The following is a 15,361-nucleotide window of genomic DNA, read 5'->3' as shown; positions in this document are numbered from 1 at the left end:
TGTTTTGTAACCTACTTCGTTCAGTTATCGAAAAAGTTGATATTCACAGCCCTAAAGTCTAAGGTGACAACGAGTCTCTTGGGACCCATAGACGTTTTTCGTGCGCCGCTTCAACGGGCGTGTTCGCGCTGATCACGGCGGGCTCGTCCCGCTTCGCTCCCGCTGTGATGGGCGTGGTGATCACGCTGATCGCCGCGCTCCTGGTGTTGCTGGAGAACTTGTTTCGTACCCGCCATCACCGGGCCGTCTCTGCGGGTTACGCTGCCGCGCGCTCGCGCCTGTCTGGGCCGCTGACGGCGCTGGCGTGCGCCGGCCTGTCTACCGTGGCGGTGGCGTCGGTGGCCGCCCCGATCGGTGCGCTGCTGTTTCGTTCTCTGAAGAACACGCGGTATGAGACGGATTGGTCCCGGCTGGCCGACGCCGCCCTGACCACCCTGGTCTTCGGCTTCGCGGCGGCCACGCTGGCCGCTGCGGTGGGGCTGCCGCTGGCCTATATAGCGGCCCGTGTGCGGGCCCGCACGGTCACGTTCCTGGAGATGGCAACGTTCTCCGCGCACGCCCTGCCCGGGGTGGTGCTGGCGTTGGCGATGGTCTCTCTGACCCTGCAGGCGGCGCCGGGGGCGTACCAGACCATGGGCGCGCTGGTGGTGGCCTACGTGCTGCTCTACCTGCCCAAGGGGGTGGGGGCCGTGCGCGCGGGCTTCCAGCAGGTGCCGGTGGGCGCTGAGGAGGCCGCGCGCACGCTGGGCGATTCCAAGCTGCGCGTGTGGCGGCGCGTCTGCCTGCCGCAGGCCCTGCCCGCCATCGGCGCGGGCTGGTTGTTGGTGGCGACGGCGGTGATGAAGGAGCTGCCGGTCACGCTCATGTTGCGCCCGACGGGGACGCACACGCTGGCCACGGAGTTGTGGAACTCCAGCTCGCTTGGCGCGTACGGCGCCGCCGCCCCCGCCGGTCTTGCCCTCATGCTGGTGGGCATCATCCCGTCCCTCATGCTCGCTCGGAGGATTGATCTGCCGTGACGGTCCAAGTTCGCAATCTCAGCGCCCAGTACGTTCAGGGCAGGCCGGTTTTGCACGGCCTGGACCTGGAGATCGCCTCCGGGCAGGTCACGACGGTGCTGGGCGCCTCCGGCAGTGGCAAGACGACTCTGTTGCGTGTGCTGGCGGGCCTGCACACGCCCTTCGCGGGCGAGGTGCTGATGGATGGCGCCGACATCACGGGGGTGCCGGTGGACAAGCGCCGCGTGGGCTTGGTGCCGCAGGAGGGCGCCTTGTTCTCCCACCTGACCGTGGCGGCCAATATCGCCTACGGGCTTAGGGGGGTGAGCCGCCGCCGCGCCGCCTCCCACCCGCGCGTGCTGGAGATGGTGCGGTTGATGGGCCTGGAGGGTTTGGAGGGGCGCCTACCGCACCAGCTCTCTGGCGGGCAGCAGCAGCGGGTGGCGCTCGCGCGGGCGTTGGCGCCCCAGCCGCGCCTGCTGTTGTTGGACGAGCCCTTTAGCGCCCTGGATCCCTCGTTGCGGTCACGGCTGCGCGAGGAGGTGTTTGCGATCCTGCGCCAGCAGAACCTGCCCACGCTGCTGATCACGCACGACCAGGAGGAGGCGCTTTCCTGTTCCGACACTGTGGCGGTGTTGCGCGACGGTCACCTGGTCCAGGTGGGCACTCCCCGCGAGCTTTACTGCGCCCCTGCCGATGCGTGGGTGGCCGCATTTGTGGGTGAGGCGAACGTGCTGCCGGCTGGGCAGTTGGCCGACGTTCCGCCCGCCTCCGCTACGCCTGCGGCCGCCCGGGAAGAGGCGGGCCAGAGCTGCGCGGGTCGCAGCGGAGCGGGCCTCGCCGAGACGGGAGCGAGCCGGCCCGCCCCGGGGGACGACGCGAACCCGCCGCTGGTCGTGGCGCGCCCGGAGCAGCTGGAGCTCACCGTGCTCGCCCCGTCGGGGGCTGCAGGCGCTTCGGGCCCTGAGCGGGAGAGCGCGGGCCGGCAGGAGTCCCCCGCAGCCGGCGCTGCCCAGGCGGCTCCCGCCTGCGGGGCCACCGACGCCACTGCGGCTTTCGGCCTTGCCGGTAGGGCTGGACTTGCCGGTGCCACCGGGCACGTGGTCTCCACCCGGTTCCTGGGTCACTCCCAGCTGGTGACTGTGGAACTGGAGCCGCGCCGGCAAGCCGGCGCGGCGGCGCAGCGAGCCGATGCGGCGCAGCAGCAGCCCGCGAGCGGTGCGCGCGCCACGGTCACGGTGCGCAGGGCCGGGGAGGCGCGAGCCTTGCCGGCGGGCACCCGCGTGGCAGTCACCACGCGCGGAGAGCTCCACTACCTGAAATAGCCCCCGGCCCCGATTACAAGCCCGCCCATGGGGCCATCCACGCCCCACTGATCGGGCCCACAAACTCCTGGCCCCCGGGCCCGAGGCCGGCCACCCTCCCCTGAGCTAAACCGCTCGACCTAGACCTTATGCACTCGACCTAGACCGTAGAGCGCTACGCAAGGTCTAGGTCGGCTGCACAAGGTCTAGGCCGTACGAATTTGAAACATTAGGGCCGCTTCGATCCGCCCCTCTGCCCCTCCCGGGCCCCGGAACGCTCAGCCGGCGTAGCCCAGGCGCGCCAGCGCGCGGTTCATGCGGCCGGGCCAGGCCGGGCCTTCGTAGATGAAGGCGCTGTAGGCCTGGAGGTAGTTGGCGCCGGCCTCCAGCATCCGCTCGGCCTGCGCCACCGTGCTGATCCCGCCCACGCCGATGATGGTCTTGTCCGGCCCCAGCGCGGCGCGCAGCGAGCGCACCACCGCCAGGGACTTCTCCGTCAGCGGCGCCCCGGACAGGCCACCGGCGCCGTGGCGCTGGTCGTGGTCGATCGTGGTGTTGGTCGCCACCACGCCCGCCAGGTCCAGCTCCAGCACCAGCTGGGCCACCGCCTCCAGGTCCTCGGGAGCCAAATCCGGCGCGATCTTCACAAACAACGGGACGTGGCGGCCGGCGGCAACGTCGGCAGCCTGCTGCACCGCAGCGAGAATCGGCCGCAGCGATTCGACGTTCTGCAGGTCGCGCAGGCCGGGGGTGTTCGGGGAGGAGACGTTGACCACCAGGTAGTCGGCCCAGCGGGCCACGTGGCGGGCGGAGGTGACGTAGTCGGCCACGGCGTCCTCAAGCGGGGTCACCTTGGACTTACCGATGTTGGCCCCCACGAACACGGCCCGCCCGGCCTTGGTGCTGCGCAGCTTGCGCAGGCGCTCGCCGGCGGCGGCGGCACCGTGGTTGTTGAAGCCCATCCGGTTGATGATCCCGCGCTCCTCAATGAGGCGGAACAGGCGCGGCTTGGGGTTGCCCGGCTGGGCCAGGGCGGTGAAGGTGCCTACCTCCACAAAACCGAAGCCCAGGGCGTCCATGCCCAGCACGGCGGTGGCGTCCTTGTCCATGCCGGCGGCCAGACCCAGGATGCCGGGCACGGGGCGGGCGAAGGGGCTCTTGTGCTCCAGGTGGGCGCGGGTGAGGGTGCTATCCACGCGACGGCCAAACAGCGCCCGCATGACGGCGGCAGTGGCCCGGCAGTTACCCGCCATGGACAAGGCCTTCACGGCCCTGACGTGCACCTCCTCCGGATCCTGCTTGGCAAAGACTAGGTTGAAAAGCGCCCGGTAGATCATGAGGACAAGCCTAGTGGGACTTGGGGCGTTTCTTCCCCCACCACCTGGCGCTTGGTGCACCAGGCACGCCGCGAGCGCGCAGGTGGCGACCTGGGGATTGCCCGGCGGCGGCCAAGCTGTGCATAACGCCGAGTGCTGCCCCCTGCGCACGGGCCCTGGCTGCGTGCAGCGGCCCACGGGGATGGTGGGTGGGTCGAAAGGAGAGAGAAGATGTCCACGCTTGCCTACTGCCCGTCCGCTGCTTCGACGGGCCAGGTGCCCTCCCCCGCCTCGCCCGAGGGGCCCTACGGCCCGCCGGGGTGGAGCGTTCGCGCCGGCTTGTGGGAGGAGCTGGCGGCCTTCACGCCCACGCCCCATTTGGACGACGCCCCCGACCGGTGGGTGAAGGACGGCGCCCCGACCACAGACTTTGTGCCCCTGCTGGGCCTGGGCGGGCCGGCCGCGTCCTTCCTCTTGGCCAACCTGCCGCCCGCCCAGCTGGCGGACAGGCAGAACCTGGCCCCCACGCTGGGGGCGTTACTGCGGGCGGCGGTGAAGCACGACGGGGTGAGCCTGTGCGGCTACGGCATCGGTCCGCAGCGCAGCGACGAGCGCATCAGCATCGACGCGATCCTGGTGCCCGGCTACACCGACGCCACGGTGCACCGCGACCACCGGGGCGAGTGTGACTGCAACGCGCTGTGGCGGCGCCTGAGCCGGGACCTGGAGCTGGACGCCCTGGCTCCACCCGATGAGATCGCGCGGGTGCTGCCGCCCTGGCCGCCCTACACCCCCGCCTGGCGCCTGTGGTGGGACTGACTGGGCCGGGCGCCAGTATTCGCCGCAGGGCGACCCGGCCAACAGGAGGCGGCAGGCTGGTTCTCACCGGCGCTGCCTGCCTCTCGATCGCGGCGGCGCAGCAGTTGGCGGCCTAGGCTGGCGGTCCGTCCAGGCGGCCTAGGCTGGCGGCCCTACGCGGTGGCCAAGCCCCGGGCCGCTCGGGTGACCTAAGCCCGAACTGCGCGGCGGCCTAGCCCCGGGCTGCGCGGGTGGCCCAGAACGCCACCGCCGCTGCGGCTGCCACGTTGAGGGAGTCGACTCCCCCGGCCATTGGGATGCGCACCACGCGGTCGCAGGCGGCGATGGTGCGCGGGGCCAGGCCGTCTCCCTCCGCGCCCAGCACCAGGGCCACGTTGCCCTGTCCGCACTCCGGGGTGGTGACGAACTCGTCCAGGCTGACGGAGTCGTCGCTCAGGGCCAGCGCGGCCACGGTGTATCCGCGCTGGTGCAGCGCGGACAGGTCCGGCCAGTGCGGGATGCGGGTCCAGGGCACCTGGAAGACGGTGCCCATGGAGACGCGCACGCTGCGCCGGTAGAGGGGGTCTGCACAGGTGGGGGTGACCAGCACGGCGTCCACCCCCAGCGCGGCGGCGGAGCGGAAGGCGGCGCCGACGTTGGTGTGGTCCACCAGCGCCTCCAGGATCGCCACGCGCAGCGGCCTGCCCGCCGCGCGGTCCGCGACGCCGTCCAACAGCTCGGCGACGTCGGGCAGCTCGGGGCGGTGCATGGCGGCCAGAGCGCCGCGGTGCAGGTGGAAGCCGGTGATTCTTTGCAGCAGGTCCTCCTCTGCCAGGAAGACCGGCACCTCCCCGCCGTCGGGGTCTCCGCCGCCCACGGCCTGCAGGGTGGGGCGCATGGTATCTAGCCAGCGCGGCGCCATCAGGATGGAGCGGGGGCGGTGGCCGGCGGCCACGGCGCGCTGGATGACGTTGGTGGACTCCGCCATGTAGAGCCCGGCGGGTTCCTCAGTCTTGGTGCGCAGGGCGACGTCGGTGAGGCCGACGTAGTCGTGCAGGCGCGGGTCGTTGGCGTCGGTCAGGGTGATGAGCATTGCCATAGTCTCCCACCTGGCCGCGCCCAGGCATGGACGCGGCCCGTAGACTCTCGCGGCGTGAGTAACGCGTTGCCGCCCACCCCGCCCGCCGTTGGGACGCAGCTTCAGCGCGCCTGGATAGGCGCGCAGGGAGACTGGCCCGCCGCCGGCACCGTGCTCGCTTTCACCTCGCCCGTGTGCGCGCCGTGCCGGGCGGTCAAGCTGCGCCTGCAACTGGCCCTGAAGCACCTGGGTACTACCCCAGCGGGGGCGCCTGATCTGGTGGAGGTGGACGTGTCCCGTGCCCTCGCGGTAGGCGAGGCCTTCGGGGTTGCGCGCACCCCCACCGTGCTCCTAGTGGATTGGTGCGGCGTGGTGGTCGAGCGCCTGACCCTGACCGTTCCCCCGCAGGCGTGGTGGCTCCAGGCGCTCGCCGCGCTGGGGCGGCCGGCTGCGGGCTAGGCGCGCGCGGCCACGAAGTCGCCCACCACCTTGACGGTGTCCTCCCAGCCCTCAACCGCGACGCAGTCCACCCCCAGGGCCTTGACCGGGTAGTCGTTGCCGCCCTCGTCCAGGCGGTCGCCCACGAACAGCATTTCGTCTAGCCCGATGCCGGTCTCGGCGGCCAGGCGCTCCATGCCGTAGGCCTTGTCCACGCCCTTCTTGGTGATGTCCACGCTGGTGGAGCCGCCGGAGCGCACCTCCAGGGTGGGCAGCAGCTTGGCCACGGCGGCGCGCAGCTTCTCCTTCTTCTCACCGGTGGGGTCCCACGCCTTCTTGGCCTCTAGCGGGGCCTCCTGGCCCAGCGCGGAGAAGGTGATCTGGGAGCCGCGGTTTTCCAGGATGTCTCCCCAGGTCTGTTCCTCCCACAGCCCCAGGGCGCGGGCCTGCTCCTCCAGGGCGCGGCAGGCGTTGGCGCTCTCTTCCTCGGTGAGGTCGTGGGCGTAGCGCAGCGCGAACTCGGTGCCGTCCCACGTGTAGTAGCGGGTGCCGCAGGTGGGCATGAGGTGGAGTCGACGTGCCTGGGCGTCGGAGAGCGTCAGGTTGGACAGCACCTGGGACTCGAACTGGCCCATCTGGCCGCCGGAGATGATGCACACCTCCGCCACGTCCAGCAGGTCCTGCAGGGCTTTGCCCATCGGGGCGGGCAGCGCCTGCTTGGAGGGGGCCAGGGTGTCATCCAGGTCGAAGGCAACGAGCTTGGTCACTTTTTCTCCTTTTAGTCCGCGCCAACTCTAGCCAGCGCTCTCGCCAGTTCCAAAAGTCGCGGCCCCTTTTTTGTTAAGGCGGCCGACGCTCCACCCACCTACTCGGTTAAGAGCGGCGGGTGGAGCGTCGGCCACGGTCAAAGGGCTGCTTCACGCAGCGGCACCCAGTTGGGGCGGCTGGTTTAGTAGCCGGGCAGCAGGTGGGCCTGCTCGCCGTCCTCTTCGTAGACGTCGATGGGCTGGGGCTTGTAGAGCAGCACCACGATGGAGGCTACGAGCCCTCCCCACACCACGGCGAAGGCGGCCAGCATCAACAGGATCGCGTTAACCGGCATGTCAGTTCTCCTTAGAGGTAGCGGCGGTCAGGGTGCCGTTCTTGCCGTTCGGGCGCGGCGGCACGGTACCGGGCAGGTCAAGCGGCTTGTAGCTGTCGACGTCGTTGCGCCACGGCAGGTTAGCGAAGACTGCGGTGAGCACGAACGCGAAGGCGATGCAGCCAAAGCCGAGGGTGCCCAGCATCCACCACGGGTAGCCCTCGTAGGCCTCGGTGATCAGGCCCCACAGGGTGGAGGAGAGCATGTAGGCCAGCACGGCGGGGATCAATCCGCCCACCAGGACCGGCCACCAGCGGCCGATGGAGACGGAGGAGACCACGTTGATGGACATGCGCAGCTCGGGCAGCTTGCGGGCGAAGAAGCTCATGTAGACCATCGCCACGATCGCGATGAACACGATGCCGATCTCGTTGATGTGCTTGTCCACGATGTCCAGGGAGTACAGGCCGGTGGTGGTGGCGAACAGGGTGACGGACAGGAGCGCGGCGGGCAGGCCGGCGGTGAAGGCGGCCTTGACGTTGTTCAGGCCGAACTTCTCCTGCAGCGCGGCGGCGACCACCTGGATTAGGGAGACCAGGGAGGTCAGGCCGGCCAGGAACAGGGAGGAGAAGAACAGCACGCCGAACAGGGCGCCTGCGGGCATCATGGCGATGATGGTCGGGAAGGTGACGAAGGACAGGCCCACGCCGGCGATGCCCTCCAGGTCACCGACGCCCACGCCCTGCTGGTGGGCCATGAAGCCGAGGGCGGCGAACACGCCCACGCCGGCCAGGATCTCGAAGGAGGAGTTGGCGAAGGCAGCCACCAGGCCGGTGCCGCCCAGGTTGGAGCGGCGCTTGAGGTAGCTGGCGTAGGTGAGCATGATGCCAAAGCCGATGGACAGGGAGTAGAAGATCTGCGCGAAGGCGGCCATCCACACGTTGGGGTCTGCCAGGGCGGACCAGTTGGGGGTGAAGAAGGCGGTCAGGCCCTGCACCGCGCCGGGCAGGAACAGGGCGCGCACAACCAGGGCGCCGAACAGGATGACCAGGACCGGCAGGAAGACCTTGTTAGCCTTCTCCAGTCCGCTGACGACGCCGCGGCCGATGATGAACAGGGCGATGCCCCACACGGCCACTAGCGGAACCAGGACCTGCCAGACGGGGCTGGCGGAGATGCCGGGGGCTTCTGCGATGTGCAGGTACTTGCCGAAGAAGAATCCGGCGGCGTCCTTGCCCCAGGCCAGCTTGAAGGAGAACCAGGCGTATGAGCCGGCCCAGGCGATTACCACGGCGTAGTAGCTCATGATGACGAAGCTGACGAGCACCTGGAACCAGCCGATCCACTCCGAGGAGCGCTTGACGCGGCGGTATACGGTGGGGGCGGAGCCGCGGTAGCGGTGGCCCATGGCGTAGTCGAACAGCAGCACCGGGATGCCCACGAGTACTAGGGAGAACAGGTAGGGCAGCAGGAATGCGCCACCGCCGTTGGTGTATGCGACGCCGGGGAAGCGCCAGATGTTGCCGAGGCCGACTGCGGAGCCGATGGCGGCCAGGAGGAAGCCGTATTGGCCGCTCCACTGCTCGCGCTTGCTGCCTTGCGCAGGCTGCTTGCTCATGTCTCCCCTTTCGAGGTCCGTTTTAGCTTTTGGATGGCGTCAAGTTTTCTCCCAGGCAATTTCCATGAACAATTCACGCTCACATGTTGGACACTCGGGGCGATTCGTGGCGACGCCGCCCCTACCCGCCTCCTCGCCCCACTCCCCCGCCCGGGGCGAGTTCCAGGCGGAAATGTGGTGTCATTAGGGCAAGTGACGTAACGAATAGAGGAGTATTCATGGCCACACCTCACATCAACGCAGAAAAGGGCGACTTCGCCCCCGCCGTCCTCATGCCGGGCGACCCGCGCCGTGCTCAGGCGATCGCGGAGCTGCTTATGCCGGACGCCCGCCTGGTCAACGACGTGCGCGGCATGCTGGGCTTCAGCGGCACCGTCAACGGCAAGCCGCTGTCCGTGATGGGCTCCGGCATGGGGCAGGCCAGCGCCACCATCTACGCCACCGAGCTGTTTGAGCAGTTCGGCGTGGAGCGCATCATCCGCGTGGGCACTGCGGGCGGTATCGCCCCGCAGGTGAAGGTGGGCGACGTGATCGTGGCCGTGGGCGCGCACACCGACTCCGCGATGAACTCCCTGCGCATCCCGGGCGTGCACTACTCCGCCGTTGCCTCCTTCAACCTGGCGCGCGCCGCGGTGGAGGCATTCGAGGCCAACGCGGAGCTGAGCGCTGCGGCGAAGGTGCACGTGGGCACCATCATCTCGCGCGACCACTTCTACTTCACCCCGGAGGGCCAGACCGAGCGCCTGGCCGCCTACGGCACGTTGGGTGTGGAGATGGAGGCCGCCTCCCTGTACGCCACGGCCGCGCAGTTTGGCCGCGAGGCGTTGGCGGTGCTGACCGTGAGCGACCACCTGCTGGACCACTCCGGTGACATGACGGCGCAGGAGCGCCAGACTCGCTTCCAGGACGCCCTCGCCTTGGCGGTGGCGGCCGCCCACTGCTGATCCGCCGCTGCTGGGGCTGGCCGCGTTTGACGCGCTGGCAGGTGGCCGACGTCGCCCACCGACCGAAGCGAGAACGCGGCGGGTAGGTAGGCGGCCGGCCAGAGTCGGGGCGCGGCTGCGGCGGCGCGGCAACTTAACGGTGGCGGCGGCGCGGCGGCAGCAAAGCGACGGCGGGGCCCGGGGAGAACTTCCCTGGTGCCCCGCCGCTTTCTTTGCCTACCGGGCCTCGCGCAGGCTGGCGGGCTGCCACCCGGCGCGGCGGGCCAGGTAGGTGGCCAGGGTGGCGCCGGCCACGACCATCATGATCGAGGTGGCGGTGATGACGCCGCGCTCGTGGGCCAGCACGCCCCAGGAGAACCAGAAGGCCTGCAGCACCAGGTTGATCACCAGGTAGCCCAGGGAGACGCCGGTAAGGTCGCGGCGCACCACCAGGTCACGGATCTGACCAATCAGGCCCACCGACTGCGGCACCACCACGGCGATGCCGAAGGCCACCGGGCCGAACGCGAAACGCACCGCCACGATCGCGGCGAAGGTGGCCAGGATGGGCCACAGCACGTCCCAGGGGCGCTGGGAGCGGTCGGCGGCGATCAGCCAGACGATGTAGGCGGAGGTCACCAGCAGCAGGATGTTCGGGGCGATCATGTTCGTCGCGCCCACCGTGAAGGAGTGCACCACCCAGCCGCCGAAGCAGGCGGCGGTCAGCTGCCAGTTCAGGGCAGAGATCCCGGCGGTGGTGCCGGCCTTTCGGATGCGGGAGATCTGCGGGAAGGTGGGCAGGGAGCCCACGACGGCGCACACCCAACCCCATATGTAAAGAAAGCTCACCGAATCCTGCCTTTCGCGTCCGGGCAAGCATACGGGCAAGCCGGGCAGGGGGCGTGCGCGAAAAGGGGGCCGCCGGGCGGCAGCGTCGTACCGACGCCACCGCCCGGCGGGGTTAGCCAAGTAGCAAGGCCGGGCGCTACTTGGCCGGATCGGCCGGCTTACCCGTGCGGCGCGAGCGCTTGGTGGGGGCCACCATGTCGCCCACGATCGTGGCGGCGGAGGCCGGCCACTCGAAGAAGCGGAAGGCCATGTTCACCATCGTCTGCAGGCGGTTGCGGCCGCCCAGCAGCGTCACCAGGTGCAGGCCCACCCAGGCGGCCCAGGCCGGGTAGCCCCGGAAGGTAGGGCCGCCGGAGAGCTCCACCACGGCGGCGCCGCGCCCGATGGTGGCCATGATGCCCTTGTCCTTGTACTCGAAGCGCTGCGGGCTCTGGCCGCGCAGTTCCGCCACGATCTGGTCCACCGCGTGGCGGCCCATCTGCTGGGCCGGGGAGGCCAGCTGCGGCAGCGGCGCGTCCTCGCAGATGCAGCAGTCGCCGGCGGCGTAGATGTGGTCCTGGCCGATCACCTTCAGGGTGGGGTCAACCTGGATGCGGCCGCCGCGCCCCAGCGGCATGCCCCACTCGCGTACCGCGCGGTGGGCGCCCACGCCGGAGGCCCACACCACCACGTCGGCGTCCAGGGAGGAGCCGTCCCCGAACTCGATGTGGTGCGGGGAGACGGCCGCCACGGAGGTGCGCAGGCGCACGTCCACGCCCCGCTTGCGCAGCTGGCGCAGCGTGTAGAGGCGCTGGCGGTACTGGAAGGGGGCCAGCAGGCGGTCGCTCATCTCGATCAGCACCACCCGGAAGTTGTCCGTGGCCAGCTCCGGGTAGATCGTGGGCAGGGCCTCGCTCTTGAGCTCGGCCAGGGAGCCGGCCAGCTCGACGCCGGTGGCGCCACCGCCCACGACGGCCACCGTGAAGCGGCGCTCGGGGTCTCCGGCCTGGGTCAACTGCTCCAGGCCGGAGAAGATCGCATCCCGCGTGGCCAGCGCGCGGGCGCGCGTGTAGATGGAGTGGGTGTGCTCCGGGGCGCCCGTGACCCCGAAGTAGTTGGGGCCCACGCCTGCGGTGAGGATGAGCTTGTCGTAGGAGATCTCATCGCCCTGGTCCAGGAAGACGGTCTTGGCCTCCGGGTCGATCCAGGAGACCTGGCCCTGCCGGAAGGCGGCGCCGTGGTTGGAGGCCAGGCGGCGCAGCGAGTAGGTGATGTCGCCCGGGTTCAGGCCGCCGGTGGCGACCTGGTAGAGCAGCGGCTGGAAGGTGGTGTAGGGATGGCGGTCGATCAGCGTCACGTGCAGGCCGGCCCTGGTGGCCTTGGCCAGCGCGGACAGGCCGGCGAAACCGCCACCGACGATCACAACGTGCGGCGCGTCCTGGCGCGCCCGGGAAGAAGTGGTCATGGGACCAAGGTACGTAACGGACGCTGCGGGCCGATAGGTGAAGGGCGGGATTGGGTTCGCTGTGCGGCTCGCTGAGGGCCCGGTTTGGCGGAATTGCAGCGCTCCGCCGGGACGGCGTGGGCAACACCACAAATCGGTAAGGGTGACCTAAGTTCAGCGAACTCGGCGGGGTCAGGCCTGCGGGTCCTCGGCGCGGTGGCGCGGGGTGGACTGGAAGGCCTTGGCCAGGAAGTAAGTGCCCACGGAGATCGCCGCGCCGGTGAATGCCCAGCCGACGTATTGCAGCCACGGGGTGGCGGTGAGCCACGCGGCTAGCGGGTCGTGGTGACGCAGCACTTGGTAGGCCACCGCGATCACGACAAGAAGGACGCCGAGGGCGAAGGAAAACATGCGCTTCATACCTCAAGCCTAAAGTGGCATCGGTCACGCTGCAAACCGGCTCGGCATGGCGCTTCCGACGCGGCTAGGCCCCGGCGGAAAGCGCGGCGTCCTGCCGTTTCTTCGCCAGGCCGACGCGCAGCAGGGTCCCAGCGGTGACGGCGCACCCCATCGCGGCGACGAAGAGAACGTCGGCCAAAATCCCCAGCGCGGTGAATCCCCTTCCCGCAGGCAGGGCGGCGCCGGCCACGATCAGCAAGGCGCCGACCACCACGAGAGCGCCGGCCACCTTCAGGGGCGCCTGATAGGGACGGGCGGAGGCCAGGATTTCGGCCTTCACGCGATCCAACGCGTTCACGTACCACTTGATGCCGAACGCGGCCACCATGCCGGCGGCCACGATGGTCAGGCTGTAGAGGGTCGAGTTGGCGGCAACGGCCTCCACCTTGCGCACGTTCATGAGCACGGTGCCCAGGACGATGAGGGCGAAAGCCAGCAGGCCGGTGGTAGCGCGGTTCATGGCCGGAACATATGGACGGGCGCGGCAGGGTGTCAAGGCGCGCGGGCGCGGCCCGGGGCCACCAGCGGCGGGTCCGCGAGACGGGCGGGCGGGAGCTGAAGGCGCGCGACGGGAAGGGGCGCTTCGCCGATTGCCGGGCGGGGAGGGCTAGGGGCGAGAATGCTGGCGGCCAGAGTGCCGGGGGCGAGAATGATTGCCTCGAGGCGTGAGAGAAGAAGGTGACTGATGACCAAGGGCAGGCTGGAGGCGTTCAGCGACGGGGTGCTGGCGATCGTCATCACGATCATGGTTTTGAAGCTCGATCCGCCGGCCGCGCTGGATTGGGACTCGATCGTCGCCGTTGCGCCCACCTTCGCCGCCTACGTGCTGAGCTTTTCCTACGTTGGGGTCTACTGGGTCAACCACCACAACCTCTTCAGCAAGGTAGAAACCGTCAGCGGGAAGCTGGTGCTGAAGAACCGGCACTGGTTGTTCTGGATGACCCTCATCCCGTTTGCGATGGAATGGGTGGGCATGTACCCATTCGACCGGCAGCCGGCCACCCTCTACAGCGTGGTGCTGCTGATGTGCTCGGCCAACTTCCAGGTGCTGCAGCGCCACATCGCAGCGCGCCACCGCAAGGGCGCCTCCCCCACCGGGCGCGGCAACAACCTGCGCGGGTGGGTGGCCGTTGGGGCGTCGGCCGTTGCGATCGCGCTGGCGTTGTTCGTGCCGGTGGCGTCCTACCTGGTCTTCTTCCTCATCTCCCTGCTCTGGCTGATCCCCGGGGCGCGCGTCGAGCGGTTCTACGACAGGGTGCTGGGCGCCTGAGCCTGGCGGCGCTGGGCACCTGAGCCGGGCGGCGCTGGGCTGCGCAGCGGCTGCACGCGTTCGGCGCTGGCGCTTTGCCCCCGAGCGTACAAGCGTGCGGTCGGGGTACATGCGACCGCTTGGGGGCGTGGCACCGATCGGTCGCATGTACCCCGTTGCAGCATTTGCGACGCGGGCCGAGCTGAGCGCATCCGTGCTCGGCCCCCGGCCCCGCTACCGCTGGCGGCGCCAAAGCACTAGCTCACGAGCCCTTCAGGAGGTGGGCCACCTCCGGCGGGTTGAAGCCGCCCACTGTCTGCTCGTCCAAGTAGCGCCAGAAGTCAACGCCCAACTCCGGCTCGGAGTCCCCCCACCACATGTCAGCCCGGCCCGGCTGGGGCCCATCAATGTCGAACACCAGGTACCCGCCCGTCACATGCGAATAGAACGTGTAAGACCCCGCAAACCGCTCCTGCCACGGCTCGCCGGGATAGTAGTCGCCCAAACAATGCGCTTGGTCCAGGTCGATCAGCCCCAGACCATGGGACATGAAATCGTAGAACCCGTCGTGCGTTTGCTCGTAGAAGGACTTCAACGGCTCAGGAACCTTGTCCCACACACCCCGGACCTGGCGAATCCCACCCACCACGACCTCATCGGGCCAGGACGGCTGCAAGGGATTGCCTCCGCCGTAGTACTGCGTCGACCCCGACAAGGTATCCACGGAGTAAACGACGCAATAGCGCCCGTCGCTCACGGCCAGTTCTGCGTCCGAGCAGTGCTCCTCCAGGTAGGCGAGAGTCTGGGGCAGCACCTGCCCGACCGTTCGCCTCATCAGCGAGATCATCAACTCCACACGCTCGGCCGGAGCCAAGAGCGGAAGCTTTCGCCACTCAGCGGGCACAGGCTCCCCGACCGGAACCTCCCCCTCCACCGGCCGAATCGGGCGACGACCATACGTGTAGCGCCCAAGCAGCTCGTACTTTGACGGCTCGCGTCGGCCCCCAAACCAACCGAACAAACCCCTCACAGGCCCTTCAGGAGGTGCGCGACCTCCGGCGGGTTGAAGCCGCCCACTGTCTGTTCGTCCAAGTAGCGCCAGAAGTCGACGTCCAACTCCGGCTCGGAGTCGCCCCACCACATGTCAGCCCGGCCCGGCTGGGGCCCATCAATGTCGAGCACCAAGAAACCGCCCGTCACATGCGAGTAGAACGTGTAAGACCCCGCGAAGCGCTCCTGCCACGGCCCACCCGGATCGTAGTCCCCCAAACAATGCACCTGATTCAGGTCGATCAGCCCCAAACCATGCGACATGAAGACGTAGAACCCGTCGTGCGTCTGCTCGTAGAAGGACTTCAACGGCTCAGGAACCTTGTCCCACACACCCCGAACCTGGCGAATCCCACCCACTACAAGCTCATCCGGCCAAGACGGCTGCAAAGGATTACCCCCACCGTAATAGCGGTCCCTACCCGAGTTTGTTCTCACCGTGTACACGACGCAATAGCGGCCGTCGCTCACGGCCAGTTCTGCGTCCGAGCAGTGCTCCTCTAGGTAGGCGAGAGTCTGGGGCAGCACCTGCCCGACCGTTCGCCTCATCAGCGAGACCATCAGCTCCACGCGTTCGGCCGGAGCCAGGAGCGGCAGCTTTCGCCACTCAACGGGCACAGGCTCCCCGGCCGGAACCTCCCCCTCCACCGGCCGAATCGGACGACGACCGTACGTGTAGCGCCCAAGCAGCTCGTACTTTGACGGCTCGCGTCGGCCCCCAAACCAACCGAACAAACCCATCACAACCCCTTCAACTTGGGTCAATCACCGATCGCG

Annotated in this window: 17 protein-coding genes; 6 read left to right on the top strand and 11 right to left on the bottom strand. The window is 69.1% G+C overall.

The features are described from left to right. Positions 1-119 precede the first annotated feature (119 nt). Together AC4PWQ_RS04975 and AC4PWQ_RS04970 are read left to right on the top strand one after the other, a co-directional pair. Positions 120-1,019: an ABC transporter permease gene (locus tag AC4PWQ_RS04975; RefSeq protein WP_492089955.1), complete on the top strand. Its 900-nt coding sequence runs from the start codon at positions 120-122 to the stop codon at positions 1,017-1,019. Beyond that, positions 1,016-2,323, top strand: a complete 1,308-nt coding sequence (locus AC4PWQ_RS04970; protein WP_492089954.1) for an ABC transporter ATP-binding protein — start codon at positions 1,016-1,018, stop codon at positions 2,321-2,323. Before AC4PWQ_RS04975 ends, AC4PWQ_RS04970 begins: the two co-directional genes overlap by 4 nt. A gap of 257 nt (positions 2,324-2,580) precedes the next feature. Here AC4PWQ_RS04970 and AC4PWQ_RS04965 read toward each other — a convergent pair whose 3' ends face one another. After that, a complete protein-coding gene (locus AC4PWQ_RS04965) occupies positions 2,581-3,639 on the bottom strand; it encodes a quinone-dependent dihydroorotate dehydrogenase (protein ID WP_492089953.1) in 1,059 nt (352 codons plus the stop codon). A gap of 210 nt (positions 3,640-3,849) precedes the next feature. Between AC4PWQ_RS04965 and AC4PWQ_RS04960 the strand changes: the two genes are divergently transcribed. After that, positions 3,850-4,437: a hypothetical protein gene (locus tag AC4PWQ_RS04960; RefSeq protein ID WP_371176786.1), complete on the top strand. Its 588-nt coding sequence runs from the start codon at positions 3,850-3,852 to the stop codon at positions 4,435-4,437. 211 nt (positions 4,438-4,648) lie between these two features. Here AC4PWQ_RS04960 and AC4PWQ_RS04955 read toward each other — a convergent pair whose 3' ends face one another. Next, positions 4,649-5,509, bottom strand: a complete 861-nt coding sequence (locus AC4PWQ_RS04955; protein ID WP_492089956.1) for a TrmH family RNA methyltransferase — start codon at positions 5,507-5,509, stop codon at positions 4,649-4,651. A 60-nt stretch (positions 5,510-5,569) separates the two neighbouring features. On the opposite strand from AC4PWQ_RS04955, the gene AC4PWQ_RS04950 reads away from it, so the two are divergent. After that, positions 5,570-5,953, top strand: coding sequence for a thioredoxin domain-containing protein (locus tag AC4PWQ_RS04950; protein ID WP_371164719.1), 384 nt, complete (start codon positions 5,570-5,572; stop codon positions 5,951-5,953). On the opposite strand, the gene AC4PWQ_RS04945 is transcribed toward AC4PWQ_RS04950, so the two are convergent. The 3 genes from AC4PWQ_RS04945 to AC4PWQ_RS04935 all read right to left on the bottom strand — a co-directional run bounded on the left by AC4PWQ_RS04945 (position 5,950) and on the right by AC4PWQ_RS04935 (position 8,631). Then, positions 5,950-6,699: an HAD-IIB family hydrolase gene (locus AC4PWQ_RS04945; protein WP_371152341.1), complete on the bottom strand. Its 750-nt coding sequence runs from the start codon at positions 6,697-6,699 to the stop codon at positions 5,950-5,952. The genes AC4PWQ_RS04950 and AC4PWQ_RS04945 overlap by 4 nt on opposite strands. A gap of 182 nt (positions 6,700-6,881) precedes the next feature. After that, complete coding sequence (locus AC4PWQ_RS04940) at positions 6,882-7,034, bottom strand: MetS family NSS transporter small subunit (protein WP_371152342.1); 153 nt, start codon at positions 7,032-7,034, stop codon at positions 6,882-6,884. 1 nt (position 7,035) lies between these two features. After that, complete coding sequence (locus AC4PWQ_RS04935) at positions 7,036-8,631, bottom strand: sodium-dependent transporter (protein WP_371152344.1); 1,596 nt, start codon at positions 8,629-8,631, stop codon at positions 7,036-7,038. Between the two features lie 218 nt (positions 8,632-8,849). Here AC4PWQ_RS04935 and deoD point away from each other — a divergent pair, with 218 nt between their 5' ends. Further along, positions 8,850-9,575 (top strand): purine-nucleoside phosphorylase, encoded by a 726-nt coding sequence (gene deoD, locus AC4PWQ_RS04930; RefSeq protein ID WP_492089952.1) that lies wholly within the window; start codon positions 8,850-8,852, stop codon positions 9,573-9,575. Between the two features lie 216 nt (positions 9,576-9,791). On the opposite strand, the gene AC4PWQ_RS04925 is transcribed toward deoD, so the two are convergent. The 4 genes from AC4PWQ_RS04925 to AC4PWQ_RS04910 all read right to left on the bottom strand — a co-directional run bounded on the left by AC4PWQ_RS04925 (position 9,792) and on the right by AC4PWQ_RS04910 (position 12,745). Further along, positions 9,792-10,403: a hypothetical protein gene (locus AC4PWQ_RS04925; RefSeq protein WP_492089951.1), complete on the bottom strand. Its 612-nt coding sequence runs from the start codon at positions 10,401-10,403 to the stop codon at positions 9,792-9,794. A gap of 136 nt (positions 10,404-10,539) precedes the next feature. Further along, positions 10,540-11,847 (bottom strand): NAD(P)/FAD-dependent oxidoreductase, encoded by a 1,308-nt coding sequence (locus tag AC4PWQ_RS04920; RefSeq protein ID WP_492089950.1) that lies wholly within the window; start codon positions 11,845-11,847, stop codon positions 10,540-10,542. A 171-nt stretch (positions 11,848-12,018) separates the two neighbouring features. Beyond that, the gene (locus tag AC4PWQ_RS04915) at positions 12,019-12,246 is read right to left on the bottom strand and encodes a hypothetical protein (RefSeq protein WP_371152348.1); all 228 of its coding nucleotides are present in this window, start codon (positions 12,244-12,246) and stop codon (positions 12,019-12,021) included. Between the two features lie 64 nt (positions 12,247-12,310). After that, a complete protein-coding gene (locus AC4PWQ_RS04910) occupies positions 12,311-12,745 on the bottom strand; it encodes a hypothetical protein (RefSeq protein WP_492089949.1) in 435 nt (144 codons plus the stop codon). A 225-nt stretch (positions 12,746-12,970) separates the two neighbouring features. Here AC4PWQ_RS04910 and AC4PWQ_RS04905 point away from each other — a divergent pair, with 225 nt between their 5' ends. Beyond that, positions 12,971-13,555, top strand: coding sequence for a TMEM175 family protein (locus AC4PWQ_RS04905; RefSeq protein WP_492089948.1), 585 nt, complete (start codon positions 12,971-12,973; stop codon positions 13,553-13,555). Between the two features lie 241 nt (positions 13,556-13,796). Here the strand turns inward: AC4PWQ_RS04905 and AC4PWQ_RS04900 are convergent, their stop codons facing one another. Together AC4PWQ_RS04900 and AC4PWQ_RS04895 are read right to left on the bottom strand one after the other, a co-directional pair. Beyond that, positions 13,797-14,369 carry a hypothetical protein gene (locus AC4PWQ_RS04900; protein WP_492089947.1) on the bottom strand — a complete coding sequence of 191 codons (573 nt, stop codon included), beginning with the start codon at positions 14,367-14,369 and terminating at the stop codon, positions 13,797-13,799. A 191-nt stretch (positions 14,370-14,560) separates the two neighbouring features. After that, on the bottom strand, positions 14,561-15,325 hold the full coding sequence (locus AC4PWQ_RS04895) for a hypothetical protein (RefSeq protein ID WP_492089946.1): 765 nt from the start codon (positions 15,323-15,325) through the stop codon (positions 14,561-14,563). Positions 15,326-15,361 lie beyond the last annotated feature (36 nt).

The sequence above is a fragment of the Buchananella sp. 103232 genome, from assembly GCF_058725725.1.
This window is presented reverse-complemented; position numbering and strand designations above follow the sequence as displayed.